This window comes from Ensifer canadensis (assembly GCF_017488845.2).
Taxonomy (GTDB): Bacteria; Pseudomonadota; Alphaproteobacteria; order Rhizobiales; family Rhizobiaceae; genus Ensifer; species Ensifer canadensis.
The window spans coordinates 773,128-798,628 of the sequence record NZ_CP083370.1 but is presented as its reverse complement, the minus strand read 5'-3'; the positions used below and the strand labels follow the sequence as shown (position 1 = coordinate 798,628).

Sequence of the window (25,501 nt, the reverse complement as noted above, 5' to 3'; positions counted from 1 at the left end):
TGAGATCGCATTTCCTTTATGGAAAGCGCCAAACGAAAAAGCCCGGCTCGAAAGCCGGGCTTCTCTAAACTGACCGAGGTCAGATCAGATTAGAAGTCGCGCTGCAGGCGGACGAAGCCGAATACCTGGTCGTCGCCGTTGTCTTCATCTTCGTACTGAACCGATACGCGGGTAGCGAGGCCTTCGGTGATCTTGTAGTCAACCGTTACGCCAGCGCGCCATGCATCGTCGCCGCCGAAGCTGTTGACGGAATCCTGCAGGCTACCGAAGTACTGAGCGCCAGGAGTGATCGCCAGCTTGTCGGTTGCGTTGAAGCGGTACGAAGCAGCAACGCTCCACTCAGACTGAGCCCAGTAGGTGTTCGGGTTCGAAGCCCAGATACCAGCAAGCTGGAAGACGCCCGGGCCGAGGTCTGCAGAGAGCAAGCCGCGGATCGCGCCTTCTTCCCACTCGGTGTCGTAGCCGCCGAGCAAGTCGAAGGAAACGCCGCCGAGCGAAGCCGAAACGATACCGGAGATGCCAACGCCGTTTGCCTTGGTGGACCAGCCTTCGAGCTCGTCGATCGAGATACCGGCCTGGAAGGTGCCGCCGTCATAGAGGTAGGCAATCGAGTTGAACTCGGTGACGTTGCCGAGCGTGTCGGTTTCGCCGTTGATGCCCTTATCCCACCAGTTGTAGAAGAAACCGGCCTTCAGGCCACCGAGCTGGATGTAGGCTTCATCAACGTCGATGAAGTCGCTATCGCCAGAGTCGGTGTCGTTGTCGGCATTGAATTCAGCAGCGAAGAAGCCGGTGAGCGTGCCGTACTCGGTGTCGCTCTTGGCATCCCATGCGACGTAAGCGCGCGAGAAGACATCCCAGTCCGACGTGGACTGATCGTTGAAGCCGTCACCGTCGAAGTCATGGTTCGCCTGGTTGTAACGGCTCTGCGATGCCTCAGAACCGAACGAGCCCTGAACGCGGATGAAGCCGCTGAGCTTCAGGCAGGTTTCGGTGCCCGGGATGTAGAAGTAGCCAGTGCCGAAAGCGTCGCAAACGCGAACGTATTCCATGGGCTCCGGCTCGGCGGCGACGATTGCGTCGGCTGCCTGTGCGCCGGATACTGCTGCGAGAGCTGCAGCGGAGCCGAGAAGAAGGCTCTTGATGTTCATTTCTGACCTCCAGTCAGAATCAGGACTGTTCTGACTGTTATCGTCAACCCCAGACTGACGGCCGGGCGAACTCGCTCATGTAATATGGCGTTCAAGGACGGGTACACACATGTCCAGATCGTGGGATGCCAGGTGAGCATAACGCATCGTCATCTCGAGGGTCTGGTGACCCAGCCACATCTGAACGCGTCTGAGATCGATACCGCCTCTCACCAAGCGTGACGCGCAAGTATGGCGCAAGACGTGCGGTACGATATCGGCCTCGTCTCCCAGTCCGGCTGCTGTTTTTGCGTCATTCCAAACGGCGCGATACTTTTGCTGGTCAATGGACGCGAATGGACCCGGAGATCGATCCACCAGGGCATTAAGAGCCTGCTTGGCTCTGGCGGTTAGGGGTACAGTTCGACTGCGGCCAGATTTGGTTACCCAAAACGTCACCCGGCCCTGGTGAACGTCATTCCATTTCAGAGCGATGGTCTCGCCGAGACGTGCGCCGGTATCGACGAGGAATATGGATAGTTTTAGATAGAGGTCTGAGCGGTTTCCGATTTCGCGAAACAGCGCTTCTTCTTCGTCCGGTTCGAGAAAGCGGAGGCGTCCCGCTCTTTCTTTCTGGCGCTTGAACTCCGGCAAGCTATAGATGTCGCCCATTTTGTACGCTTTCCGCAGCAACTTGCTTAGCGCCGCCATCTTCCGGTTGATGGTTGCGTTGCTGTTGCGACGTTTGCGTAAAGCGCCGATCAGGTTGTCGAGCATGTCTTGTGAGAAAGTAGAGAAGCGAGCAGCGAGCAATATCTCGTCGAGTTCTCCGATGAAGGCTTTCACATTGTATTTGTGGTTGCCTTCCTCCCACAGAATGTCGGCATAACGCTGAAGCAGTTCGGCGAGCGTGGTGTCCTTAACCACCCCGCTCGGACCCCGCGGGCTAAAGCTGTAGTGGACTTCGTACCCGCTACTTAGGTTCGGGAAGTCGAAGTCGCCCGCTTGTTTTTCAGCATCCTTCCCCAACTCGCCGATCCCCTTGCCGACTGACGCCGGAGTGAGACCGATAAACCGACGGCTTTCAAGCCGGCGCTTGGTGTCTGGACATCGTCCTGTGTCGAGACGACATGCAAACGTTGCTAAACAGCAACAGCCCGCAACTCTAATGTGAGTTGCGGGCCTGATATCAAACCTGACTAAGTCAGATTAGAAGTCGCGCTGCAGGCGGACGAAGCCGAATACCTGGTCGTCGCCGTTGTCTTCATCTTCGTACTGAACCGATACGCGGGTAGCGAGGCCTTCGGTGATCTTGTAGTCAACCGTTACGCCAGCGCGCCATGCATCGTCGCCGCCGAAGCTGGTGAGCGAATCCTGCAGGCTACCGAAGTACTGAGCGCCAGGAGTGATCGCCAGCTTGTCAGTTGCGTTGAAGCGGTACGAAGCAGCAACGCTCCACTCAGACTGAGCCCAGTAGGTGTTCGGGTTCGAAGCCCAGATACCAGCAAGCTGGAAGACGCCCGGGCCGAGGTCTGCAGAGAGCAAGCCGCGGATCGCGCCTTCTTCCCACTCGGTGTCGTAGCCGCCGAGCAAGTCGAAGGAAACGCCGCCGAGCGAAGCCGAAACGATACCGGAGATGCCAACGCCGTTTGCCTTGGTGGACCAGCCTTCGAGCTCGTCGATCGAGATACCGGCCTGGAAGGTGCCGCCGTCATAGAGGTAGGCAATCGAGTTGAACTCGGTGACGTTGCCGAGCGTGTCGGTTTCGCCGTTGATGCCCTTATCCCACCAGTTGTAGAAGAAACCGGCCTTCAGGCCACCGAGCTGGATGTAGGCTTCATCAACGTCGATGAAGTCGCTATCGCCAGAGTCGGTGTCGTTGTCGGCATTGAATTCAGCAGCGAAGAAGCCGGTGAGCGTGCCGTACTCGGTGTCGCTCTTGGCATCCCATGCGACGTAAGCGCGCGAGAAGACATCCCAGTCCGACGTGGACTGACCCGGGAGGCCACCGAAGGTGAAGTCTTCCTGGTTGTAACGGCTGTCAGCAGCGTCACGACCGAACGAGCCCTGAACGCGGATGAAGCCGCTGAGCTTCAGGCAGGTTTCGGTGCCCGGGATGTAGAAGTAGCCAGTGCCGAAAGCGTCGCAAACGCGAACGTATTCCATGGGCTCCGGTTCGGCGGCGACGATTGCGTCGGCTGCCTGTGCGCCGGTAACTGCTGCGAGAGCTGCAGCGGAGCCGAGAAGAAGGCTCTTGATGTTCATTTCTGACCTCCAGTCAAAAGTTTCAAACGGGTCTGGGTATTTTGCTGAAGGACAGCGTTCCCTGCCCCATCCCCAACGTTCAAGAAGTCGGACGATCAACCGCCCTTGCTTCCGGATTTGAAAATACAAGACGCGGTCATCGGCGCAACGTCCAACTGATGAGATCGCGTGCTTTGCCTCGCCCTTCGCCGAACCCTGTTGCTGAAACGACACAAAATCGCCGCATGCGGCCCGAGAAAATTAACAAAGGATTAAGAAAAGCCTTTATTCCCTTGAGCTTAGCGTAAGGACAAGTGGCATCTCCTGTTTCAGAAAGAGGCAGAAAGCGGCCCAAATTGGGGGGAAACGCCGGTCCGGCTGCCAAATTCCTTGGAAGGAGCGACGTGCTGCATCGCCACATTTCTCAGAATCGACATTGCGGGTTGCCCCTCCGACAGCGGGAATCACCAGAATCAATTTGCGAGATTCGCAGTTGATCGTGCGCAGCGCCTGATTCTGAGCGGAGAAAAGCCGAGGAGATTCATGAACATTGGCGCGAATGGCGCTGCGAGTGTTTTCCCGCTCGCGACTAGACCGATGTCACATGGGTAAAGACGAGACCCATCAGCCGATGACCGAGATGCGACGAGTGGGAAAATTCAACCTTGGAAGGTGATGGCGGAGAAGAAGGGATTCGAACCCTCGATACCCTTCCGGGTATACTCCCTTAGCAGGGGAGCGCCTTCGACCACTCGGCCACCTCTCCGTTAGCGCCTGACTAGTGTCAGACCGCAGGCAATGCAAGATTTTTTTGTCGGTTTCCGGGAAATGATCGCATTTTCATGTGGGCACCGGGGGAACCAAGCCCCTCACGCGGCCGAAGACTCACGGGAAGCAGCGGTTCGACTGTGGTCGAGAGCGGCAGCAATGCGAGACGAACAGGACCGAGCCTACTGCATGTTTCCTTAGATCGTATTCGATTTAAGGATAAAAACATGCAGCAATCCAAAGTGCGACAGCGACCTTTGCGCGTCTAATAAGACGCGTGGCGCTGTAGCTTTCACCAGCACGTTTCTATGACTTTCGCGAAAGCCTATCGATCGCATCGAGCGTTGCCGCGCCAAAGTCCCCGTCGACAGGACCACTGTAAAAACCGCGATCCTTCAATAGCGCCTGCATTTCCTTGCGGAAGGCCGGCGTGAAATTGCTCGGCTGGGACTTCAACTCCTGAAGCTTGGCCGGATCGCCGCCCTCGATGCTGGCTGCCGCCCAGCGCACCGCCTCCTTCGCATCCGCCTTGGTGCCCAGGCCATAGTCATAAAGGCGGCTCAGATTTCCCATGGCGTAGGCGCTGCCGGCATTCGCCGCCATCTCGTACCAGGTGCGGGCCTGAGCATAGTCCTGGGTGACGCCGGTGCCGATATCGTAGAACCAGCCGAGCAATGCCATGGAATAGGAATCCCCGACATTGGCCGCCTTTTCATACCAGGTCTTGGCTTCGACATAGTTCTGCTCGGTGCCGAGCCCGTTCTGGTAGGCCCAACCGAGCGACGACATCGCGTTGACGTCGCCACCTTCGGCGGCCTTCTTGTACCACGACAGCGACTGCGTCAGGTCCTTGGGCAGGCCGAGGCCCTCTCTGTAGAACCAGGCCACCGTCGCCATCGCGTTGGCGTAACCCTGGTTGGCGGCCAGTTGGTACCATCTGGCCGCTTCATCATAATCCTGGGCGATGCCGCCATAGCCCTCGCGATAGAGCCAGCCGAGCGATGCCTGGCCATAGGCATTGCCGGCCTTGGCTGCTTGCTCGAACATCCGGCGGCCCTGGTCGACATCGACGGCGCCATCGGTGCCGTAAACGGAGAACCATGCCAGATTGGTCAACGCGTACATATTGCCGCCGTCGGCGGCCTTTTGATAATTGTGGCGTGCCTCGACATAGTCGCGTCCGGCATCCTGTGCCCGGCCCAACATATTGACGAGCATCATGTCATCCGGGTTTTCGTTGACCGCCTGGGCGCAGGCCGTCAGTGCGCGGGCGGAATCAAGCTTCAAGAAATTCACACCAACGAAGCCGGGCATCGACTGAGGTTCACCTGCCAGCAGATAGCAGTCGCGCGAAGCCTGCGTGTCCTTGCCGGTCTGCGAGATGTTGAGGCCCTTTTGTGGTTCGAGGGCGGCGATCTGCTGCTCGGCCTCTGCCTTATGCTTGCTGTCGGGATAGCGCTCGAGGAACCGCGTCAGCGCGGCGGCATCGGTCGATTGCTTGAGGGCATCCCAGGCGATCTCGTCAGGGGTCACGCTCGACATCTGCTCCGCCTCGGCCAGGAGCTTCAGCTTCTTCTCCGCCAACATCTTGTAGACGGGATCGGACCCATGCTTGGCGAGAAAGGCATCGATCAGGTCTTTGTCGGCGAGATCGCGGATGTTCTGCCAGTCGGCAGCGGCAGCCGACTGGCTGTTCGGCGAGAGCTGCTCGCCGTTATTCGTGATGTTGATGTTCACTTCCTTTATATTCAGGAAGATCTGCGCACCGCCAAGCGACCCATAGACAAAGGGCTCCTGACCGCGGTTTGTGACCGAAACCACCTCATCGCGGACCTTGCCCAAGGCGATTCGCACATCGACACCCGGCTCGGTGAGATATTTGGCAAGTGCGGTGGCAAACGGGCTGTTCTTGCCCTCGCCATCAAGCGCCACTGTTCCGGCCTTGGAAGCGAAAGCGACAAGCAGGTCGGCCGATTCCGGCTCGACACGCGCCAGGCCCCGCGAAACTGCGCGCGTCGAGATCGAGCGCGTCATGCTTTGCTCGAACGGATTGTTGCGACAGGCGTCGAGTATCACCAGCTTGAGCTTCGTTGCGCCCTCGAGCGAGCGCTGAACCCGATCAAGGCCAATCGCCTCGTCCTCGATATCCTTGTCCGTCTTCAATTGCACATCGGTCGGCAGCAGGAAGTTCTGGCCGTTCATTTCCATGCCGTGGCCGGAATAGTAGACGATCGCCACGTCGGCGCCCGTCGCCAGATCTTCAAAATCGCGCAGCGCCTTGACCATGTCCTGGCGCCCGAGGTCATGAACGGTGGTGACGGAATCGAAGCCGGCCTCCTCGAACGAAGCCTTCATCAGTTCGACGTCATTGGCGGGATTGTTGAGTTGCGAGGTCGCTTCGTACTTTTCGTTGCCGATCAACAGGGCAACGCGCTTTGCGGCCAAGACCTCGGCCGGCGCAAACGCCGACACCGCCACCAAAAGAATGACGAACGACCGCCAGCGCGACGAATGCCCCGAAAACATGCTCTTCCCTCCGGCGTCACCCCTTATCCACCAACTCCTCGGGAGCAGGATTGAGGAGGCGCACAACCCCAATGACGGCACTTCGGGACGATGCCAACGCCCCACAATCATGCCCAAATGAAACTATTACGTATGAGCCAGGGGCTTTCAATGTCTCCGATCGCCATATTTTTTGAGGTGGCTCGTCGTCTGCGCCGCCGCAAGGTCGAAGCAAGCAGGCGATCTTAACCCGGACGCCGCATCGCTTGCTCCGGGTGATTCCGGCCGAGCCTGATGCGTTTCCTGCGCCAATGAAAGGCTATGCGTTCTCGGAGTTTGCCATGTCGATGAAAATGCACGTCGCGGAAGCGAAGCCAGGACAGCTGGCAACGACGTATCAACACTACTTTATTGAGCGTCCCTGCCGGATTCTCATCATTGGCCAGCACCTCAAGGCAAAGACCAAATATCAATGCCTGCTGCGTCACATTTCGATCGCCGGCGCCATGCTCGATTTCAATGCCGCACTGATCGTGCCGAAACACTTCTTCCTCGAGATCGACGGATTCAAGGAAGAGATCGGCTGTTCCCAGGTCCACCGCAGCGGCGCGGAACTCGGCGTGCGCTTCAACATGCTGCTGGCGCCCGATTTCATCAGCCGTTTGATCCGCATGCAATTTTCAAGCGGTGGCTTTTGATTGTGGCCGGCTCCGGTACACGGAAAATGACCGATGTTAGATTTTTATCGAACTCCTTCAGGGGATTGCAAACTTCTCAACCGAAACTGCACTCGACTTACCTCGGCATTCACGCGAGGATTAAGCGTGGGCGAATGAGTTGCCCACGATCGAAGGCCGAGTTTGGCAATGATCGCATTTCGCGATCCGGCGTTGGCGGAGAATGACAGATGCAGCAGACGATGTATTCCTGCGTGCCCTCGCCGTTCTACGAGCGTCGCTACGAACGCTTTTCCATCGGCCATGCCGCCACCCTGACGACGGTGCAGCCGGGCCTTGGCAGCGTGTCTGTCAGGACCTGTCGGATGATCGACATTTCCCGCGGTGGCGCCAGCTTTGCCGTGCAGACCACCATCGGCCTGCCGCAGCATTATTATCTCCATATCATCGGCACAGCACTCCGCATCGGCTGCGCCGAGGTCTATCGCAACGGCGATCGCGTCGGCGTGCAATTCATCAAGCCGATCGAACAGAGCCTGCTGCGCGAGATCATCCGCCAGGAATTCTTTACCGGCCAGAACGCAAAAACGCCTAAGCGCCGCTGATGCCTCTGCGGCCGGCGCAACGGGCGTCAAAACGCAACAATTCGCGACGGCTTTCTCATCAAGGCGATTCCGCATTGCCGAAGCATGGGTTAAGTTCCGCGAACTTTGTTCGAACGGGGCCTTATATAAAGCATGTCCGCATTCTCTCGCTTCACGCCGCTCATCCAATCCCTGCCCTCCACCATTCCCTTCGTCGGGCCTGAGGCCATTGAGCGCCAGCGCGGGCGCGCCATCGCGGCCCGTATTGGCGCCAACGAAAGCGGGTTCGGACCTGCTGAAAGCGTCGTGCAGGCGATGCGAGAGGCGGCAACGGGAACGTGGAAATATGCGGACCCGGAAAACCATGATCTGAAGCAGGCGCTGGCTGCCCGGCTTGGTGTCCCTGCCGCCAACATTGCGATCGGCGAAGGCATCGATGGCCTGCTCGGGCAGATCGTGCGGCTCGTCATCGAACCCGGCATGCCGGTCGTCACATCGCTCGGTGCCTATCCGACCTTCAACTATCACGTCGTCGGTCACGGGGGCCGGCTGGTGACGGTGCCGTATGTCGGCGATCGCGAGGACCTCGATGGCTTGCTTGCAGCCGTCGAAAAGGAAAACGCCCCGCTCGTCTATTTCGCCAATCCTGACAATCCGATGGGAAGCTGGTGGGACGCCGAGCGCATCGTCGAGTTCGCCAGGGCCTTGCCCGAAACAACGCTCTTCATTCTTGACGAAGCCTATTGCGAAACCGCTCCTGCTGGGGCCCTACCCGCCATCAACAGCTTGATCGACATGCCAAATGTCGTGAGGACTCGGACCTTCTCCAAGGCCTATGGCCTTGCCGGGTCACGGGTTGGTTACGTCATCACCACGCCCGGGACTGCCCAGGCATTCGACAAGATCCGCAATCATTTCGGGATGAACCGGATCGGCGTGGCGGCGGCGGTGGCGGCGCTTGCGGATCAGGATTATCTGAACTCGGTAACGGCAAGGATCGCGCATTCGCGCGAACGCATCGCAGAGATCGCCAGGCGCAACGGATTGTCGCCGCTCGTTTCTGCGACCAATTTCGTTGCGATCGATTGTGGACGGGACGCGGTCTATGCGCGTGCGATCGTCGATACACTGATGAGCGACCACGGCATCTTCATCCGCATGCCCGGCGTAGCCCCGCTCAATCGCTGCATTCGCGTCAGCACCGGGCCGGAAGCGGAGATGGATCTGCTTGAAGCTGCCCTGCCGCAGGTTCTGGCCAAACTGGCAGGCGGCCAATAGGCCTTCATCTCCGGCGCCTGCGCGCTGGCGGGCGCCGCTGGACGGGAGCTTGCTCCCGCCTTGTCGTTCAGTGAACGGTCATCCATTCGCGGGCGGCACGAAGCGCGGCTGCGAGGTCGGATTTGCTCATGGTCATCGAGAGGTCAGCGCGCAGATCAACGGCGCGGTCGCAGCCCTTGATCGCGGCAATGTTCAGCCATTTGTGGGCGGCCACCAGATCGACCGGCCGACCGCGGCCGGTCGCATAGGCCAGACCCATTTCGCAGAACACGTCCGCCTGGTTTTCACCACCCATCGCGGTATTCGAAGCAACCTGCATATCAAAGCGTGCCATTGTCTTGTCCCTGTTTTGCCTGGTTGGTTTTCCGAAGCGGCCCGCCCTTTGGAGGCGGACCATGCTCCAGATCAGCATTCGTTTTTGGTCCCTGTTCGACCGCGCCTCTTTGTGGGCCTTTCCGAACCGCGCCATCTTTTGCAGCGTCGTCTTCGGTCATTTGGCGGGGTGAATTTCTCCGCTCGTCTTATGGGTCTTACTATGCAGCACGGCCTTCAATACGCGCTTAAAATGCATGATTAATTTGCGACAAACAAAGTCCAAACACTTGGTAAACTTGAGTTTTTGTTAAACATCGAAAGGCCGGAAATCCGGCGCATTCGAATAAAAATTTACGAAATATTCAACTGCCGATTTCAACCAAACGGTAACCACGAAACAAGCACCCGGCCTGCCAACGCCGTCCTTCCTCGATTTTTCTCCGCCTGAACCCGGCAAAGAAAAAGCATAAACGGCCTTGTTCAAGCCAGTTTACCTTTACGTACGCGTAAGCTATCGTGCGCGCGGCGGTGAGGAGACTGCCTTTCAAACGAGGATATCTGCAGAGATGCCGGCGAAGCGGACCGCGCCGGCAACTTCTATCTGGAGGAATGAATGTACCGTACCCTGTTCATGACCGCGGCTCTCGCTCTTGGCGTCGTCGGAACGGCCGTTGCCGCCGAACCGATCGTCGGCAACTGGAAGACCGCAACCGGCGCTACGGCCGAGATTGCCCCTTGCGGCGGCGCTTTCTGCGTCACGCTGAAGACTGGCAAACACGCCGGCAAGCGGATCGGCAACCTGTCCGGCACGGATGGCAGCTATTCCGGAGAGATCACCGATCCCGAAACCGACAAGACCTATAGCGGCTCGGGTGCAGTCAGCGGCAACTCGCTGAAGATGAAGGGCTGCGTGCTCAAGATTCTCTGCAAATCGCAGACCTGGTCGCGCCTCTAGCTAGAGCATGTCGCGCAAAAGTGTGCCGCGCGTTTGCGATAACGGCATGCGTAAAACAAGAACTTAAATCGCGAGATCGCGACGCGCTTTAAGATCGATACAAAAGGGTGGCCATCGGGGTCGCTCCCAGAGCGTTGACAAACCCGCCGATATTTTCGGTGGGTTTTGTTTTTGAAATGTCAGGCGCATCCAGCCGCCTGCCAAAGACCGCCCATCTGCCGCATCGTTGGCTTGGGCGCGCGCCCTGCCCCGCGAGAACGGCGGCTATTTCAATCGCAAGATGAACGCCAGATGAACGACCGTATCAGCAAGAGTTCAGTTTGGTTGTGCGAAAACACGCTCAATCGATTTGAACCGCCTCCAGACCAACGGACAGAACCATGGACATTCTTGCTCGGCGCCTCACTATTATCAGCCTTCTTATGGTTGTTTTTGCGATGACCCTCGCGGCCGCAGTCAGCGCAGATACCGAACGTCGCCGCAGCAACACTTATCTCGGCTCGCTGACGGATTGCACAGCGCATACAGCGCAATACTGCCAAGCCAAGCTCTAAGGGAGAAACCGACATGCTGGCCGCCCTTTCCACATCCGCCTTTCTCTCGCTGCGTGTTCTTGCACTTGCCAGCCTGCTGATGGCGCCGGTTGGGGCGCTCGCCTATAGCAAGGCCAATGGCCTCGGCATCGGCAAGCAGGGCGCCGGCCTCGTTCTCTTCGTGACGCTGCAGCGTCAATCCATGAGCTGACCGAAGGCGCCACCGGCGCCTTTTAATTTGCCTGTCTCTCTTGCATCGCCGAGCGCCTTCCTGTCCTTTCACGGCTGAAAGGATCTGCTATCGATGCCAGCCTATGCCGTCTATTCCCTTGCCGCCCTTGCCGAGATCGCAGGATGTTTCGCCTTCTGGGCCTGGCTGAAACTCGACAAGCCGATCTGGTGGCTGATCCCGGGCATGGCGTCGCTGGCACTGTTTGCCTGGCTGCTGACACTGATCGACAGCTCGGCAGCCGGCCGAGCCTATGCGGCCTACGGCGGGGTCTATATCGCCGCGTCACTCATCTGGCTGTGGCTTGCCGAAGGCGTGCGGCCCGATCGCTGGGATCTGACCGGAATGGTCGTCGCGCTCATAGGCAGCGCCCTCATCCTTGCTGGACCACGCTAAGACCGCTTCTGCATAATGCCTTAAAGGCATTTATGCAGAGAGTTTAAAGCGTTACAGCGTCCTTTGCGCGTCATATCTGACGCGCAACGCTGTAAAGTTGTTCTGCCAGACGCGGTTGTGCATGCCAGCATCTTGTCGTTTGCTTGTCAGAGGCCTCAGCCTATAATGCGACATGAACAAGCGAATCTCTTCACACTCCGTCCTTTCCGTCTCCACACCCGATCCGTTCGAGCCGCAGTTCTTCGATGATCCGGCGGCGGCAGTCGATTGCCTGGAGGCGCTCTACGATCGCAATACCCGGTTCCTCACAGAGGCTTTCGAGGGGCTGGGCAAGAACGGCGTGACCCTGACGCGCTACCGCGCCTGCTACCCGCAGGTCAGCATCGAGACCAGCAGCTTCGGCCATGTCGATTCCCGCCTGTCCTACGGTTATGTCAGCGCACCGGGCGTCTACACCACGACGATCACGCGACCAAAACTGTTTCGGCACTATCTGAAGGAACAGTTGGGGCACCTGATGCGTAATCACGGCCTCGGCATTACCGTGTCCGAATCCTCCACCCCGGTCCCGCTGCATTTCGCCTTCGGCGAAGGCGCCCACGTCGAAGCGTCGGCGGGCGAAGCCATCGATATTCCGCTACGCGACCTGTTCGACGCACCTGATCTGACGACGACCGACGACGAGATCGCCAACGGCTCCTACGAACCTGGCCCGGGCGAACCCTCCCCGCTTGCACCGTTCACCGCGCAGCGCATCGACTATTCGCTTGCCCGCCTCAGCCACTACACGGCCACGAGTGCGACGCATTTCCAGAACTTCGTACTGTTCACCAACTATCAGTTCTACATCGACGAGTTCTGCGCCTGGGCGCGCCAGCAGATGGCGGAGGGCGGCAACGGCTACACGGCCTTCGTCGAGCCCGGCAACATCATCACGCCTGCCGGTTCCGACAAGCCGGAAACGGACTATACGCTCGCCCGCCTGCCGCAGATGCCCGCCTACCACCTGAAGAAGAAGGGCCACGGCGGCATCACCATGGTCAATATCGGCGTTGGCCCATCGAACGCCAAGACGATCACCGACCATATCGCCGTGCTGCGCCCGCATGTCTGGCTGATGCTCGGGCACTGCGCCGGGCTCAGGAACAGCCAGCGCCTCGGCGACTATGTTCTTGCCCATGCCTATATGCGCGAAGACCATGTGCTGGACGACGACCTGCCGGTCTGGATCCCCCTGCCGGCACTTGCCGAAGTGCAGGTGGCGTTGCAGGACGCCGTGGCGGAGGTCACCGGCTACCGCGACTATGATCTCAAGCAGATCATGCGCACCGGCACCGTTGCCACCATCGACAACCGCAACTGGGAACTGCGCGACCAGCGCGGACCGGTCAAGCGCCTGTCGCAGGCGCGCGCGATCGCACTCGACATGGAATCGGCGACGATCGCGGCCAACGGCTTCCGCTTCCGCGTGCCCTACGGCACGCTGCTTTGCGTTTCAGACAAGCCGCTTCACGGCGAGTTGAAGCTTCCGGGCATGGCAACAGCCTTCTACCGGACACAGGTCAGCCAGCATCTGAAGATCGGGATCCTCGCTTTGCAGAAACTTGCGGCGATGCCGCCTGAGAAGCTGCACTCCCGCAAGCTCAGAAGCTTCTACGAGACGTCGTTCCAGTAACCGTGACGGCGCCTACGGCTTTCTCTGCAGAAGCATCGACAGCATCGTGCCCGCGACAGCGGACACGATGATCAGCAGATGCGCGTTGACGCCGGCGCCGGCCAATTGCTCCAGCGCTGCGCGGTCCGCCCCTGCTCCGAAAGAAACGGCGCCGGCGGCGATCGCTGCGGGATAAGTGCCGACGCCCGCCGGCGCGTGCATCGGCAAGACGGAGGAGAGTTCGCCGCCAAGAGCCCCGCCAAAACAGGCAGCAAGCGGCGCGACACCCATGATCGCCAGAACCCAGGCGAGAACCACCACCTTGACCGCCCAATTCAGAATGGTCATCGCCCAGGCCCTGAGGAATGCCTTTGTCGTGCCGGGCAGACCTGTATCCAGCTCTTCGACGATCGATTCCAGTCTTGCCGGCAGCAACCGCCGCGCCAGGGCGACAACGCGATCCTTCAACAGAAAGAACGGAAGTGGCGCGACCAGCGCCGCGATCCAGAGCGCCCAGGCGACGCCTGATCCGCGGCCAAAAACCAGGCCGACTGCGGCGACCGTCAACAGGGCATGCAGGTCGAGCAGCCGCATGACCAGAAGTGCCGCGGTCCCCCGCGCCAGCGGGATGGAGAATTCCGACCGCATCAACAGTGGAAAGCTCGTCTCTCCGGCGCGAAAAGGCAACATGATGTTCAGGAGATTGTGGACTTGGGTGACGCGAAACAGCGCCAGAAACCGGCCTGACGTTTCCGCCGGGAAATAATCATAGATGCGATAGCAGCGAATGAAATAGGTGGCGACAAGAAGTATCAGGGCCGCGAGCCCGGAACCGACGCCGATTTTCGTCCATTGATCGAGCAGCGTTCGCCAGCCCCAGATCCACTGGACAAAAACCGCATAGGCGACAATCGCCGCGGCCGATATCAGCGTCACACGGTTGCGCGCCAGCCACGATCGCCGCTCGAACTCGCAGCCAGAATTCATCAGACGCCGATTTCCCGTGTTGAAACACAACTTTGCACGTTGGTTATCACCGATAACTGTGCAAGAAAATGATTATGTAAGCGCACCCCTATTCTTCCGGCTCGTGCAAGGCGCGCCGAATGCACGAGCGATCCCATGCTGCCCATCGAGCTATCCGTCGTCATCCCAGTCTTCAACGAAGAGGACAGCATTGAGCCGCTCATCACGCGCGTCAGTGACGCCATGGTGAATTTTTCAGCCCCTTGGGAGCTGATCCTGGTCGATGACGGCAGCACCGATCGCACGCTCACCAATGCAAGGAAGGCGCTCTGTCGCCCCGATCTTCAGCTGAAAATCATCGAACTGCAGAAGAACTTCGGGCAGACCGCCGCCATGCAATCCGGCATCGACGCGGCGTCCGGCCGGTTGATCGCCACACTCGACGGTGATCTGCAGAACGACCCGGTCGATATTCCCGCTATGGTCAAAGCAATCGAGGAGCGGCAACTCGACCTGCTCGTCGGCTGGCGCAAGAATCGTCAAGATGGGCTGTTGCTCAGAAAAATCCCGTCCTGGTGCGCCAACCGGCTAATCGGCAAGATCACCGGCGTCCGGCTGCACGACTATGGTTGCAGCCTGAAGGTTTACCGCGCCTCGATCATCAAGCAGGTCAAGCTGATGGGCGAGATGCATCGCTTCATCCCCGCCTGGGTCGCAGGGGTCGTACCCAGCAGCCGCATCGGCGAAATGCCGGTGACCCACCACGCGCGCCAGCATGGCCACTCGAAATACGGTATCTCGCGCACCTTCCGCGTGATCCTCGATCTGCTTTCGGTTCTGTTCTTCATGCGCTACAAGGCGCGCCCGGGCCACTTCTTCGGCTCGATCGGGCTTGCAGCCGGGGCGGCGAGCGTCCTCATCCTGCTCTATCTTGCCTTCGACAAGTTCCTTCTCGGCAACGACATCGGCACCCGCCCGATGCTGATCGTTGGCGTGATGCTGTTTCTGTCGTCGGTGCAACTCGTGACAACAGGCATTCTCGCCGAGATGATGGCGCGTGCCTATTTCCGCGACGACGAAACCACCAGCTATATCGTGCGTGAGGTCTTTGTACGGGATCAAACGAATGTTTGAGTTCGTCGAGCGGCGACCCAACCTCGTCACCGCCCTACTCGCCGGCTATTTCCTGCTCTGCATCAGCCTGCGTCTCGCCGTTTCGAATTCGCTCGAAATCGACGAGGCGGAGCAGGCATTCGTGTCGCAGTTCCTGCGGCTCGGTTACGGCGCGCAACCGCCCTTCTACAACTGGCTGCAATACGGGCTTGCATCCGTTTTCGGACCGTCTCTCGCGACGATGACGGTGCTCAAGAACCTGCTTCTGTTTCTTTGCTGTCTCTTCTATGGCTTCGCCGCGCGCGAAGTCCTTGCAGAAAAGCGCCTGGCGCTGATTGCCATGCTCGGCGTGCTGACACTGCCGCCGATTTTCCTACTTGCGCAGCGTGACCTTTCCCATACGGTCGCGGCACTGTTCGCCGTATCACTGTTTCTCTACGGCTTCCTGCGGACATTGGTCCGGCCGAGTCTCGCGGCCTATCTGCTGACCGGCCTTGCTGTCGGCATCGGCTTCATCTCCAAGTACAATTTTGCGCTTGTACCCGCCGCTGCCGTCCTTGCCATTCTGCCGGAACCCAAGCTACGCGAGCGCCTTTTCGACTGGCGTATCCTGGTCTCGCTGTTGGTTGCGGCACTGATCGCTTTGCCGCATGGCTGGTGGATCCTCGAAAACCTCGGCTCCGCCTCAAACAACACCTTTCTTGAGATGCGCGAGGCCCATTCCGAAGGCCGCCTCGCACAGGCGTTCGGCGGCGTGGTTTCGCTCATTGCCGCCACGATCCGCGGCGGTATCGTGCCGCTGATCGTGTTCGGACTCATATTCCGCAAGAGCATTCCTGCGATTTGGTCGGCGCAAAGCCAATGGACTCGCGTTGTCGGCCGTATGCTTGCAATCTGCCTCGTGGCAGTCCTATTGATTGTTCTGGGGGTCGGAGCCACGCATATCCGGGAAAAGTGGCTCGTGCTCTTCCTGATTCTCCTGCCGCTCTATCTCTGCCTCAAGGTCGAAGCGGCTGGCGTCGATGCCGCGTTTAAACTTCGACCGTTCCTGTGGCTCGTGGCCTTCATCGTGCTCACTACGCTGATGGTGGTTTCCGCCCGCGCAATCGTGCGGCCGCTCTTCGGCAAATATTCGCGATTGAGCATTCCCTACGCCACGCTGGCCGAAGCGGTCGTTAAGCTCGGGGGTCGCGAACCGGCCCTGATCCTTGCGAAAGACAGGTTGATCGGTGGCAACCTTCGCACGCACCTTCACGATGCTCCCGTGCTCACCCCCGGCTATCTTGACGCAGGGACGGCCAGCGCATCGTTGCCGCTGCTCGTCGTCTGGAGCGATGACGGCAAGGCGGAGCCAATCCTGCCCGAGGCGCTGGCAAACGCCATGAAAACGCGTGGATTTTCGACGACGTCGGCAACGCCACAGGTTCTGTCCCTGCCCTACCTGCACGGCAAGGCTGAAGACCGGTACACTTTCGGCTACCTCTGGGTCAGGGACTGACCCGGGGTCACGAACTAGACCGGTCGGCGCCGACGAGCAGTTTGAGTTCGCCGGGATGGATCCTCAACGCGACGTCGCGGCCCATTGGCAGAAGTTCGCCATCGATAACGCAGTTGATCTTCCGGTCGACCTTGGGGAAATGCAGGTCCAAAGCATGGCCGCTCATCTCGGTAATAACCGGATTGTCGCGGAACTTGCCGCGCAGCACGTCGAGCGCAAGCTTGGCAACGCCGGGCGGGCTCAACGGCGGTGCCGTGTAGAAGCCGAGATGGCCGGCGGTCACGTCATCAGCATACATCAGCGTATCGCGCCCGAACGGGTTGTTCGACACGGACACAGCCGAAACGTGCCGGCTTTCATGGTGACCATCCACGTCGAACTCGATCTCGAAATCCGGCGGATTGAGAATGACCCCGACCGCAGCGCGTGTGCTCGCCGTGATCTTGCCCAGGCGCGATCGAAAACTGAACGATTCGCGGTAGCGCACCATGCGAGCATGCAGACCCATCGAGAACTGGTGGACGAAGGCTCGGCCATCGGCGCTGCCGATATCGCCGTCGATGATCGTGCCCTGCGCCAGAACTTCCGGCACCTTCCAGATATCGAGCGGCAATTTCAGCGTGCGCGCAAAAAGGTTCATCGTCCCCGCAGGAACGACCCCAAGCGGCATGCCGGTTTTCCAGGCAACGCCCGCGGCTGCCGAAATCGTACCGTCGCCGCCACCCGCCACGATTGCGTCGAGATCGTCGCGCCGGCAGGTCTTTTCCAGGGTCTCCTGCATCTCGGCGCCCGAGACGGTCGCGATCTCGATCTGGTGACCCGCATCGCGAAAGACCGCCTCAACCCTGTTGCCATAGGCCGCCATGTCCGTCGTTCGGAAGGTCCCACCATCCCGATTGAAGATAGCTTTGATTTTCATGAAAGGCTTACAGGCTCCATTGCCGTGGCACACGGGCGTCCACTGCGATGAGATAATCGCAATCGGCGCCGTTTCCAGAGCCTTACCAAAACTTAACCTTGAACCCGCGTCGGCGGGCGCTCGAATTCACCGTCGCTGCCCACCTTTGTCTGCAGGGCGGCAACGTCGCCGACCTGCTTCGGCGTCACTCCGGCAGCTTGAGCGGACCACCTGTCTTGATCGAGCGGATGGCGAAGTTGGAACGGATGTCAGTCACGCCGGGCATGGCCAGCAATGTCTCCGTCAGCAGCGTCTCATAGGCGGAGAGATCTTCGACGACGACCTCAGCAAGAAAATCGGCATTTCCGGAGATCAGGAAGCAGGAGACAACTTCGGGAATGGCAAGCAGCGCCTCTTGCTGACGCTGGGCATTCTCGCGGCTGTGCTGGCCGACCTTGATTTCCACGAAAACGGTCAGGCCGAGCCCGACTTCCTTGCGATCGATGTCGGCCCGATAACCGCGCAGGATCCCCGATTTCTCCAGATTGCGGATGCGCCGCAGGCATGGCGACGGCGACAGATTGACACGTTCGGCAATCTCCACGTTCGTTGCCCGCGCGTCCTCCTGTAAGATCTTGAGAATCGCGAGATCGAATTTATCTAGACTTGGCATAGTTGATAATCCGGTGAGGCCGTATTGGCATATGATTGCGCACCATAGGCCATTTGAAGCATAAATCGCAAGGACATGCCCCGCCCCCAGGCAGTAATCTTCTTCCCAGGCCCAAGCGATTGTGGGCATTTAAATCGGGAAGGAAAATCAGATGGTTGCGCTCACACTCGATCGCGGCAACGCCACGCCTGTCGCCGCCGGCTATGCCGGCGCCTTCGTCACCGTCCTGATCTGGGCGGGGTGGATTCTTGCGACACGGCATACCGCCGGCACCGCACTCGGCACAATCGATCTCGGCCTCATCCGCTACGGCGTTCCTGCGCTGGTTCTTGCACCGGTTTGGCTCAAGATCGGGCTCCTGCCGCGCAAGCTTCCGCTGCTCCTGCTTCTCCTGATGGTGGCTGGTTCCGGCGCGCTGTTCTTTCAGGTCGCGGCCTTCGCCATCCATGCGACGCCCGCCTCTTCGGTCGGCGTGCTGCTCGGGGGCTCGATGCCGCTGGCGACGGCGCTGATCGGCATCACCCTCTTCGGAGAGCGTCCAGACCGGATGCGCATCGTCGGCTTTGCCGCCATCGTTGCGGGCGTTGCCCTTCTGCTCGCCCGCAGCCTTGCCGGCACCACTGGCACCGGCTGGACCGGCTACGCCCTCCTTCCGGCGGCAGCCACGCTCTGGGCGATCTATACCCACGCCTTCCGGCGCTCCGGCCTCAGCCCGCTCGAAGGCAGTGCACTGATCGCCGTCTGGTCTTTTCTTATCCACCTGCTGCTTGCCGGCATCTTCGGCAGCACGCTTGCAAGCGTTCCGCTGAAGGAGATCGCGCTGCAAATCACCAGCCAGGGCCTGCTCTCGGGCCTCGTCGCGATGGTCGCCTATGGCGTGGCCGTTCGCAGCCTCGGCGGAACTCAGGCCGCCGCCTTCACCGCGCTGACCCCGGTACTGGCAATGTTCGGCGGCGCAATTCTTCTCGGTGAACAGATCGGCCCGTTCGAAATTGTCGCCGCCATTGTCACGGCGGTCGGCGTGGCGCTCTCGACCGGCATCCTTTCACCGCGCAAGGCGTGAAGGATCAGAACGGAAAATGGCCCGGAAGCGAAAGCTTCCGGGCCACTCTGTTGCTTGGTACCGTCATTTTCAGCCGTGAACGATCTCGCGATGCTTCTGCAGCCGGTGGCCATAGGCCTGGCTGACGCGGTCGAAGATGATGGCGATGCCGACGATGGCCAGGCCGTTGAAGATGCCGAGCGTGAAGTACTGGTTGGCGATCGCCTTCAGCACCGGCTGCCCGAGCCCTTGAACCCCGATCATCGAGGCGATGACCACCATGGCCAGCGCCATCATGATCGTCTGGTTAATGCCGGCCATGATCGTCGGTAGCGCCAAGGGCATCTGCACATTCTTCAGTTTCTGCCAGCCCGAGGAGCCGAAGGCGTCTGCCGCCTCCAGCACATCCTTGTCGACGAGGCGGATGCCGAGGTTGGTGAGCCTGATCATCGGCGGGATGGCGTAGATCACCACCGCAATCAGCCCCGGAACCTTGCCGATCCCGAGCAGCATGACCACCGGAATCAGATAGACGAAGCTCGGCATGGTCTGCATCACGTCGAGAATCGGATTGACGACATTCTGGACTCGGTCCGAGCGCGACATGACGATGCCGAGCGGTATGCCGATGGCGATCGACAGCACGGTACAGACGAAGATCATCGAGATCGTCTTCATCGTATCGTCCCACATGTCGAAATAGCCGATGAGCAACAGCGTGCCGATACAGCCGGCGACGATCTTCCAGTTCCGGCTCGCAAACCAGGCGAGAACCGCGATCAGCAGGATGATGATCGGCCAGGGCGTGCGCGTCATGAAGCGCTCCGACTGGATCAGAAAGAATTGCAACGGCTCGAAGAACGCTTCGATACCGTCGCCATAAGCGCGCGTGAAGGTGCGAAAACCCTCGTCGATCGCCTTTTTCAACGCCCGCAGGCGGTCGTCATCCATATGCGGAAACTGGGTCAGCCATTCCATCAAATTGCCCTTCACTGCTCCCCGACGGCGGCCCCGTTTGTTTGTTTTTGTCCGCCGACAATCACCTAGAGCGTTTCCGGATCAAGCGGAGATTCGGAAACGCTCTATCTCCTTGTTTTCACAAATTTCCTTGCGGAAAATCGCTTCGCACTTTTCCAGGAAATGCTTTAGCAGGCGGCGCACTGAACGGTGCGCCGCCCAATTGCGTCAGTCGATGGCCATCAAAGCGCCGACTTCACCTTCTCCGCGACATCAGACGAGACCCAGGTGGTCCAGATGTCAGGGTTTTCCTGGAGGAAGTGCTTTGCACCTTCCTCGCCGCTGGCCTGGTTGTCGGTCATCCAGGCCATCAGCTTGTTGACGGTGTCGTTGGTCCAGGCACGCTTGTTCAGGTAGTCCAAAGCCGGGCCGGCGCGATCGGCGAACGTCTTGGTCAGGAGCGTCTGGACCTTGTCCTTCGGCCAGTCGTTCTTCTTCGGGTCCGGGCAATCGGCAACCGTGTTGCACCGCTTCCACTCCGCTGCATCCGCCTCGACGCCGTGGCCGAGCTTCACCATCTCGTATTTGCCGAGAAGTGCCGTCGGCGCCCAGTAGTAGCCGACCCATCCCTGCTTGCGTTCATAGGCCTTGGCAATCGAGCCATCGAGGCCGGCGGCCGAGCCGGTATCAACAAGCGTGAAGCCGGCTGCCTCGCCGCCATAAGCCTTGTAGAGCTGGGTCGTAACAACCGTGCCGCCCCAACCCTGCGGGCCGTTGAAGACGGCGCCCTTGCTGGCATCTTCCGGATCCGGGAACAGTTCCTTGTGCTTCAGCACATCGTCGATCGTCTTGATGTCGGGATTGGCGTCGACGATATATTTCGGCACCCACCAACCCTGGACGGCGCCGTCGGAAAGCGCGACGGCGGCGCCGACCAGCTTGCCTTCTTCAAGGCCGCGATTGACGACGTCGGGCAGAAGGTCCACCCAGCCTTCCGGCGCAATATCGGGCTGGCCCTTTTCGATCATCGAGGTGATCGTCGGCACGGTATCGCCGACGACGAGCTCGGCGTTGCAGCCATAGCCTTCCGTCAGAATGATCTTGTCGACATTCGCCAGAACCTCGGCGCTTTGCCAGTTCATGTTGGCGATCGTCACGTCGCCGCATTCGGCCGCCGAGGCCGTGCCGGCAAGGCCAAGAAGGCCGGCGGCCAGGCAAGTCGTTGCTAGAAGCTTGTTCATTTCTGTTCCCTCTGTTCTGGCGGTACGTCCCGTCGGACGACCGATCTCACCGCAGTGATCGGTCGCGTGTCAACAGGCTTGGGCCCTACTCAAGAACAACAGGGACCGAACGGCCTGCAGGTCCGTCGGCGCGCTTGGCGCGACAACGGCACCCTCAAGGCTATAGGGTCTTTCCGGCAAGGACTTTCCCATTTGCGTCAACGATTGCCTTTCCCAATGCTCCCGCATTTGTCGGGGCGCCGGAGATGTGGGCTCACCGCTGAGCAGGATGACGTTGCGCCGAGAAAAGCGCGCCGCACACGGGTCCGGTCGTGTGCTTGAAATGAAAGAGGCGCCGAGCCAGAGCTCGACGCCTCCAAATGTTTCCTTTTGCGCGGTCGCGCGAAAACCCGCCCTCACATGTTGGGATAGACCGGTCCCTCGCCGCCCTGCGGCGGCACCCAGTTGATGTTCTGGTTCGGGTCCTTGATGTCGCAGGTCTTGCAGTGCACGCAGTTCTGCGCGTTGATGACGAAGACCGGCTGGCCGTCCTTCTCCACCCATTCATAGACCCCGGCGGGACAGTAGCGCGTCGACGGACCGGCAAAGACGTCGAGTTCCGACGTGCGCTGCAGCTCCGGGTTCTTCACCTGCAGGTGGATCGGCTGGTCTTCCTCGTGGTTGGTGTTCGACAGGAACACCGAGGACAGCCGATCGAAGGTCAAGACACCGTCGGGCTTGGGATAGTCGATCTTTTTGTGCTGAGCGGCCGGTTCGAGGCTCTGCGCGTCGGTCTTGCCGTGTTTCAGCGTGCCGAAGAACGAGAAGCCGAACAGCTGGTTGGTCCACATGTCGAGACCGCCGAGCGCCACGCCGACCGCCGTGCCGAACTTCGACCACAGCGGCTTGACGTTCCTGACCCGCTTCAGGTCCTGGCCGATGGCGCTGTCGCGCCAGCCGCGTTCGATCTCGATCGGCTCGTCATTGGCGCGACCACTGGCGATTGCCGCCGCCAGCTTCTCAGCCGCCAGAATGCCCGACAGCACCGCATTGTGGCTGCCCTTGATGCGCGGCACGTTGACGAAACCGGCCGAACAGCCGATCAGCGCGCCGCCGGGGAACGACAGTTTCGGCACCGACTGGTAGCCGCCTTCGGTGATCGCCCGGGCGCCATAGGACAGCCGCTTGCCGCCCTCGAAGGTGCCGCGAATGGCCGGATGGGTCTTGAACCGCTGGAACTCCTCGAACGGGAAGAGATAGGGGTTCTTGTAGTTGAGGTGCACGACGAAGCCGACGGCGACCATGTTGTCTTCGAGGTGGTAGAGGAACGAACCGCCGCCGGTCTTCATGCCGAGCGGCCAGCCGAACGAGTGCTGCACCAGACCGGGCCTGTGGTTCTCGGGCTTGACCTGCCACAGTTCCTTGAGACCGATGCCGAATTTCTGGACGTCGCGATCCCTAGAGAGATCGAATTTTGAAATCAGTTGCTTGGCGAGCGAGCCGCGCACGCCCTCGCCGATCAGCACGTACTTGCCGAGCAGTTCCATGCCGCGGGCAAAGTTCGGGCCCGGCTCGCCGTTGCGCTCGATGCCCATGTCGCCGGTGGCGACACCGATGACGGCGCCTTCGTCGTTATAGAGCACCTCGGTTGCGGCAAAGCCCGGATAGATCTCGACGCCGAGCGCTTCGGCATGGCCGGCAAGCCAGCGGCAGACATTGCCGAGTGAGACGATGTAGTTGCCGTGATTGTTCATCAACGGCGGCATGGCGAAGTTCGGCAGGCGGATCGAGCCGGCGGGACCGAGCAAGAGGAAATGATCGTCGGTAACCTCGGTCTTGAACGGATGGTCGGCCTCGTCGCGCCAGCCCGGCAGCAACCGGTCGATGCCGATGGGGTCGACGACGGCACCCGACAGGATATGCGCGCCGACTTCGGCGCCCTTTTCCAGCACCACCACCGAAAGCTCGGGATTGACCTGCTTCAACCGGATCGCAGCCGAAAGCCCCGCAGGCCCCGCGCCGACGATCACCACGTCGAACTCCATACTCTCGCGCTCGGGTAGATCCATCGCCTCGCTCATACCGTCTCTCCAGTCTCGCCGGTCTTCTGCCAGCTCAGTTCCCAGGCCATATCATCTCGTCATGGCAAATGCAGTTTGGCTTGTCGAGCCGGGATGCGACAGTCGATGCCCGCTTTTGCGCATGAGGTCATGAGTTTAGCACAAATGTCTATATGACGTGAACGTAAACGTAAATACGTGATTTCACCCATGTCCTTGTGGGCCGCCGCCTTGCAGCCTTGCTTTTGCCGAATAGCCATGTCAGGAGGCCGGGCATTCATTTTCCGGCGGAAGACGCCGGCAATCCCATCCGCAACCAGCATTCGGCAAGGCGCCCTACGGCGCCGGAACGGCATGCCTTTCGCTTCATTCCGGGCTCCGCCGACCTTCCCGGCACCGGCCCAGAAGGCGGCGTGCGGAACAGAGCCGTGTCGCCTTCGCAAGCCCCGGAAGGGCGCGTCGCGAAGCGACACCAAAACACAGGCGTCAGGAGACATCATATGGCCAGAGCACTGGGCTTCGATTTCGGCACCACCAACTCGGTCCTCGCGGTTTCGGCAGGCGACACCACCCATTCGATGAACTTCGACAGCATGGCTGGCAGCACCGATGCGATGCGCACGGCACTCTCCTTCATGAAGGATTCCAACCTCGGCGCGTCCGCCCTGAAGGTGGAAGCCGGACAGGCGGCAATCCGCTCGTTCATCGACAATCCCGGCGACTGTCGTTTCCTGCAGTCGATCAAGACCTTCGCCGCAAGCCCGCTGTTCCAGGGCACGCAGATCTATGCCAAGCGCCATAGTTTCGAAGACCTGATGCGGGTGTTCCTCTCCAAGCTGAAGGACTATGCCGGCGACGACTGGGCGAGCCAATACAGCCGCATCGTCGTCGGAAGGCCCGTTCGCTTTGCCGGCTCCAGCCCCGATCCGGCACTGGCGCTCGAGCGCTACAGCGCCGCCCTTTCCGAATTCGGCTTTCCCGAGATCCACTATGTCTACGAGCCGGTGGCGGCCGCATTCTACTTTGCCCAGAACCTCAAGCGCGACGCCACGGTGCTGGTCGCCGACTTCGGCGGCGGCACCACCGACTATTCGCTGATCCGTTTTGAGACCAAGGCGGGACGTCTGACGGCAACGCCAATCGGCCATTCGGGCGTCGGCATCGCCGGCGACCATTTCGACTTCCGCATCATCGACAATGTGATCTCGCCCCTCATCGGAAAGGGGAGTCTGTTCAAGAGCTTCGACAAGCTGCTTGAAGTCCCGTCGAACTACTATGCGAATTTCGGCCGCTGGAATCAGCTTTCGATCTTCAAGACGTTGAAAGATTTCACGGATCTGAAGAAGCTGGTGCGCCAGAGCCTGGAGCCGGAAAAGCTCGAGGCCTTCGTCGACCTGATCGAGCATGACGAGGGTTATCCGCTCTACCAGGCGATCTCGGCGACGAAGATGCGCCTGTCGCAGGAGGAGGAAACCGAGTTCTACTTCTCGCCGCTTGGCGAGATGTCGCGCCGCACGGTGCGCCGCGCCGACTTCGAAAGCTGGATTGCGCCTGAACTTGCGCGCATCGAAGACGCGCTCGACGAGGTGTTACAGACAACGGAAACGCCGCCCGAAAGCATCGACAAGGTCTTCCTCACCGGCGGCACCTCGTTCGTGCCGGCGGTGCGCAACCTGTTCGAGCGGCGCTTCGAAAAGGACCGGATCGAAAGCGGCGGCGAACTGCTGTCCATCGCCCACGGCCTGGCGCTGATCGGAGAACATGAGGATATCGGCCACTGGACCGCGAATGCCGCATGAAGCCATT

24 protein-coding genes and 1 tRNA gene are annotated in these 25,501 nt (G+C 60.0%); 12 read left to right on the top strand and 13 right to left on the bottom strand.

Annotation, left to right across the window (positions count from 1 at the left end):
• Nucleotides 1-89 precede the first annotated feature (89 nt).
• From J3R84_RS03875 to J3R84_RS03855, 5 genes are all read right to left on the bottom strand, one after another.
• The gene (locus J3R84_RS03875) at nt 90-1,151 is read right to left on the bottom strand and encodes a porin (RefSeq protein ID WP_025426376.1); all 1,062 of its coding nucleotides are present in this window, start codon (nt 1,149-1,151) and stop codon (nt 90-92) included.
• Between the two features lie 75 nt (nt 1,152-1,226).
• Nucleotides 1,227-2,159: a tyrosine-type recombinase/integrase gene (locus J3R84_RS03870; protein WP_082555454.1), complete on the bottom strand. Its 933-nt coding sequence runs from the start codon at nt 2,157-2,159 to the stop codon at nt 1,227-1,229.
• 180 nt (nt 2,160-2,339) lie between these two features.
• Complete coding sequence (locus J3R84_RS03865) at nt 2,340-3,395, bottom strand: porin (RefSeq protein WP_207932891.1); 1,056 nt, start codon at nt 3,393-3,395, stop codon at nt 2,340-2,342.
• 655 nt (nt 3,396-4,050) lie between these two features.
• Nucleotides 4,051-4,140, bottom strand: a tRNA-Ser gene (locus J3R84_RS03860).
• A gap of 308 nt (nt 4,141-4,448) precedes the next feature.
• Complete coding sequence (locus J3R84_RS03855; RefSeq protein ID WP_025426375.1) at nt 4,449-6,668, bottom strand: caspase family protein; 2,220 nt, start codon at nt 6,666-6,668, stop codon at nt 4,449-4,451.
• 320 nt (nt 6,669-6,988) lie between these two features.
• Here J3R84_RS03855 and J3R84_RS03850 point away from each other — a divergent pair, with 320 nt between their 5' ends.
• From J3R84_RS03850 to J3R84_RS03840, 3 genes are all read left to right on the top strand, one after another.
• Complete coding sequence (locus J3R84_RS03850) at nt 6,989-7,345, top strand: hypothetical protein (RefSeq protein ID WP_025426374.1); 357 nt, start codon at nt 6,989-6,991, stop codon at nt 7,343-7,345.
• A gap of 209 nt (nt 7,346-7,554) precedes the next feature.
• Nucleotides 7,555-7,929, top strand: coding sequence for a PilZ domain-containing protein (locus J3R84_RS03845; protein ID WP_025426373.1), 375 nt, complete (start codon nt 7,555-7,557; stop codon nt 7,927-7,929).
• A gap of 132 nt (nt 7,930-8,061) precedes the next feature.
• The gene (locus tag J3R84_RS03840) at nt 8,062-9,186 is read left to right on the top strand and encodes a pyridoxal phosphate-dependent aminotransferase (RefSeq protein ID WP_025426372.1); all 1,125 of its coding nucleotides are present in this window, start codon (nt 8,062-8,064) and stop codon (nt 9,184-9,186) included.
• 67 nt (nt 9,187-9,253) lie between these two features.
• Here J3R84_RS03840 and J3R84_RS03835 read toward each other — a convergent pair whose 3' ends face one another.
• Nucleotides 9,254-9,520 (bottom strand): sel1 repeat family protein, encoded by a 267-nt coding sequence (locus tag J3R84_RS03835; protein ID WP_025426371.1) that lies wholly within the window; start codon nt 9,518-9,520, stop codon nt 9,254-9,256.
• Between the two features lie 594 nt (nt 9,521-10,114).
• On the opposite strand from J3R84_RS03835, the gene J3R84_RS03830 reads away from it, so the two are divergent.
• The 5 genes from J3R84_RS03830 to J3R84_RS03810 all read left to right on the top strand — a co-directional run bounded on the left by J3R84_RS03830 (nt 10,115) and on the right by J3R84_RS03810 (nt 13,289).
• Nucleotides 10,115-10,456, top strand: a complete 342-nt coding sequence (locus J3R84_RS03830) for a DUF2147 domain-containing protein (protein WP_025426370.1) — start codon at nt 10,115-10,117, stop codon at nt 10,454-10,456.
• Between the two features lie 380 nt (nt 10,457-10,836).
• Entirely contained in the window at nt 10,837-11,010 is a 174-nt protein-coding gene (locus J3R84_RS03825; protein ID WP_025426369.1) for a hypothetical protein, read from the top strand.
• A 13-nt stretch (nt 11,011-11,023) separates the two neighbouring features.
• Nucleotides 11,024-11,200, top strand: a complete 177-nt coding sequence (locus J3R84_RS03820; RefSeq protein ID WP_162174731.1) for a hypothetical protein — start codon at nt 11,024-11,026, stop codon at nt 11,198-11,200.
• 93 nt (nt 11,201-11,293) lie between these two features.
• Nucleotides 11,294-11,614, top strand: a complete 321-nt coding sequence (locus J3R84_RS03815) for a YnfA family protein (protein ID WP_025426367.1) — start codon at nt 11,294-11,296, stop codon at nt 11,612-11,614.
• A 172-nt stretch (nt 11,615-11,786) separates the two neighbouring features.
• Nucleotides 11,787-13,289 carry an AMP nucleosidase gene (locus J3R84_RS03810; RefSeq protein ID WP_025426366.1) on the top strand — a complete coding sequence of 501 codons (1,503 nt, stop codon included), beginning with the start codon at nt 11,787-11,789 and terminating at the stop codon, nt 13,287-13,289.
• A 12-nt stretch (nt 13,290-13,301) separates the two neighbouring features.
• On the opposite strand, the gene J3R84_RS03805 is transcribed toward J3R84_RS03810, so the two are convergent.
• The gene (locus tag J3R84_RS03805) at nt 13,302-14,255 is read right to left on the bottom strand and encodes a lysylphosphatidylglycerol synthase transmembrane domain-containing protein (protein ID WP_025426365.1); all 954 of its coding nucleotides are present in this window, start codon (nt 14,253-14,255) and stop codon (nt 13,302-13,304) included.
• A 135-nt stretch (nt 14,256-14,390) separates the two neighbouring features.
• Between J3R84_RS03805 and J3R84_RS03800 the strand changes: the two genes are divergently transcribed.
• Together J3R84_RS03800 and J3R84_RS03795 are read left to right on the top strand one after the other, a co-directional pair.
• Nucleotides 14,391-15,368, top strand: coding sequence for a glycosyltransferase family 2 protein (locus J3R84_RS03800; protein WP_025426364.1), 978 nt, complete (start codon nt 14,391-14,393; stop codon nt 15,366-15,368).
• Nucleotides 15,361-16,845 (top strand): ArnT family glycosyltransferase, encoded by a 1,485-nt coding sequence (locus J3R84_RS03795; RefSeq protein ID WP_025426363.1) that lies wholly within the window; start codon nt 15,361-15,363, stop codon nt 16,843-16,845. Before J3R84_RS03800 ends, J3R84_RS03795 begins: the two co-directional genes overlap by 8 nt.
• 7 nt (nt 16,846-16,852) lie before the next feature.
• On the opposite strand, the gene J3R84_RS03790 is transcribed toward J3R84_RS03795, so the two are convergent.
• Together J3R84_RS03790 and J3R84_RS03785 are read right to left on the bottom strand one after the other, a co-directional pair.
• A complete protein-coding gene (locus tag J3R84_RS03790) occupies nt 16,853-17,764 on the bottom strand; it encodes a diacylglycerol/lipid kinase family protein (RefSeq protein ID WP_025426362.1) in 912 nt (303 codons plus the stop codon).
• A gap of 184 nt (nt 17,765-17,948) precedes the next feature.
• Nucleotides 17,949-18,416, bottom strand: coding sequence for an Lrp/AsnC family transcriptional regulator (locus J3R84_RS03785; protein WP_025426361.1), 468 nt, complete (start codon nt 18,414-18,416; stop codon nt 17,949-17,951).
• Nucleotides 18,417-18,567: 151 nt separating this feature from the next.
• On the opposite strand from J3R84_RS03785, the gene J3R84_RS03780 reads away from it, so the two are divergent.
• Nucleotides 18,568-19,479, top strand: coding sequence for a DMT family transporter (locus J3R84_RS03780; protein WP_025426360.1), 912 nt, complete (start codon nt 18,568-18,570; stop codon nt 19,477-19,479).
• Nucleotides 19,480-19,548: 69 nt separating this feature from the next.
• On the opposite strand, the gene J3R84_RS03775 is transcribed toward J3R84_RS03780, so the two are convergent.
• The 4 genes from J3R84_RS03775 to J3R84_RS03760 all read right to left on the bottom strand — a co-directional run bounded on the left by J3R84_RS03775 (nt 19,549) and on the right by J3R84_RS03760 (nt 24,018).
• Nucleotides 19,549-20,436, bottom strand: coding sequence for an ABC transporter permease (locus J3R84_RS03775; protein WP_025426359.1), 888 nt, complete (start codon nt 20,434-20,436; stop codon nt 19,549-19,551).
• A 221-nt stretch (nt 20,437-20,657) separates the two neighbouring features.
• On the bottom strand, nt 20,658-21,656 hold the full coding sequence (locus tag J3R84_RS03770) for an ABC transporter substrate-binding protein (protein ID WP_025426358.1): 999 nt from the start codon (nt 21,654-21,656) through the stop codon (nt 20,658-20,660).
• A 395-nt stretch (nt 21,657-22,051) separates the two neighbouring features.
• Nucleotides 22,052-23,716, bottom strand: a complete 1,665-nt coding sequence (locus J3R84_RS03765) for an electron transfer flavoprotein-ubiquinone oxidoreductase (protein WP_203529117.1) — start codon at nt 23,714-23,716, stop codon at nt 22,052-22,054.
• A gap of 59 nt (nt 23,717-23,775) precedes the next feature.
• Nucleotides 23,776-24,018, bottom strand: a complete 243-nt coding sequence (locus J3R84_RS03760; RefSeq protein ID WP_128090422.1) for a hypothetical protein — start codon at nt 24,016-24,018, stop codon at nt 23,776-23,778.
• Between the two features lie 177 nt (nt 24,019-24,195).
• Here J3R84_RS03760 and J3R84_RS03755 point away from each other — a divergent pair, with 177 nt between their 5' ends.
• On the top strand, nt 24,196-25,494 hold the full coding sequence (locus J3R84_RS03755; RefSeq protein WP_025426357.1) for an Hsp70 family protein: 1,299 nt from the start codon (nt 24,196-24,198) through the stop codon (nt 25,492-25,494).
• Nucleotides 25,495-25,501: the final 7 nt, after the last annotated feature.

Bases quoted from the DNA above. Each gene is read 5' to 3' on its own strand.
- J3R84_RS03875 (WP_025426376.1), bottom strand. From the start codon at position 1,151: ATGAACATCAAGAGCCTTCTTCTCGGCTCCGCTGCAGCTCTCGCAGCA.
- J3R84_RS03865 (WP_207932891.1), bottom strand. From the start codon at position 3,395: ATGAACATCAAGAGCCTTCTTCTCGGCTCCGCTGCAGCTCTCGCAGCA.
- J3R84_RS03855 (WP_025426375.1), bottom strand. From the start codon at position 6,668: ATGTTTTCGGGGCATTCGTCGCGCTGGCGGTCGTTCGTCATTCTTTTG.
- J3R84_RS03850 (WP_025426374.1), top strand. From the start codon at position 6,989: ATGTCGATGAAAATGCACGTCGCGGAAGCGAAGCCAGGACAGCTGGCA.
- J3R84_RS03845 (WP_025426373.1), top strand. From the start codon at position 7,555: ATGCAGCAGACGATGTATTCCTGCGTGCCCTCGCCGTTCTACGAGCGT.
- J3R84_RS03840 (WP_025426372.1), top strand. From the start codon at position 8,062: ATGTCCGCATTCTCTCGCTTCACGCCGCTCATCCAATCCCTGCCCTCC.
- J3R84_RS03835 (WP_025426371.1), bottom strand. From the start codon at position 9,520: ATGGCACGCTTTGATATGCAGGTTGCTTCGAATACCGCGATGGGTGGT.
- J3R84_RS03830 (WP_025426370.1), top strand. From the start codon at position 10,115: ATGTACCGTACCCTGTTCATGACCGCGGCTCTCGCTCTTGGCGTCGTC.
- J3R84_RS03825 (WP_025426369.1), top strand. From the start codon at position 10,837: ATGGACATTCTTGCTCGGCGCCTCACTATTATCAGCCTTCTTATGGTT.
- J3R84_RS03820 (WP_162174731.1), top strand. From the start codon at position 11,024: ATGCTGGCCGCCCTTTCCACATCCGCCTTTCTCTCGCTGCGTGTTCTT.
- J3R84_RS03815 (WP_025426367.1), top strand. From the start codon at position 11,294: ATGCCAGCCTATGCCGTCTATTCCCTTGCCGCCCTTGCCGAGATCGCA.
- J3R84_RS03810 (WP_025426366.1), top strand. From the start codon at position 11,787: ATGAACAAGCGAATCTCTTCACACTCCGTCCTTTCCGTCTCCACACCC.
- J3R84_RS03805 (WP_025426365.1), bottom strand. From the start codon at position 14,255: ATGAATTCTGGCTGCGAGTTCGAGCGGCGATCGTGGCTGGCGCGCAAC.
- J3R84_RS03800 (WP_025426364.1), top strand. From the start codon at position 14,391: ATGCTGCCCATCGAGCTATCCGTCGTCATCCCAGTCTTCAACGAAGAG.
- J3R84_RS03795 (WP_025426363.1), top strand. From the start codon at position 15,361: ATGTTTGAGTTCGTCGAGCGGCGACCCAACCTCGTCACCGCCCTACTC.
- J3R84_RS03790 (WP_025426362.1), bottom strand. From the start codon at position 17,764: ATGAAAATCAAAGCTATCTTCAATCGGGATGGTGGGACCTTCCGAACG.
- J3R84_RS03785 (WP_025426361.1), bottom strand. From the start codon at position 18,416: ATGCCAAGTCTAGATAAATTCGATCTCGCGATTCTCAAGATCTTACAG.
- J3R84_RS03780 (WP_025426360.1), top strand. From the start codon at position 18,568: ATGGTTGCGCTCACACTCGATCGCGGCAACGCCACGCCTGTCGCCGCC.
- J3R84_RS03775 (WP_025426359.1), bottom strand. From the start codon at position 20,436: ATGGAATGGCTGACCCAGTTTCCGCATATGGATGACGACCGCCTGCGG.
- J3R84_RS03770 (WP_025426358.1), bottom strand. From the start codon at position 21,656: ATGAACAAGCTTCTAGCAACGACTTGCCTGGCCGCCGGCCTTCTTGGC.
- J3R84_RS03765 (WP_203529117.1), bottom strand. From the start codon at position 23,716: ATGAGCGAGGCGATGGATCTACCCGAGCGCGAGAGTATGGAGTTCGAC.
- J3R84_RS03760 (WP_128090422.1), bottom strand. From the start codon at position 24,018: ATGCTGGTTGCGGATGGGATTGCCGGCGTCTTCCGCCGGAAAATGAAT.
- J3R84_RS03755 (WP_025426357.1), top strand. From the start codon at position 24,196: ATGGCCAGAGCACTGGGCTTCGATTTCGGCACCACCAACTCGGTCCTC.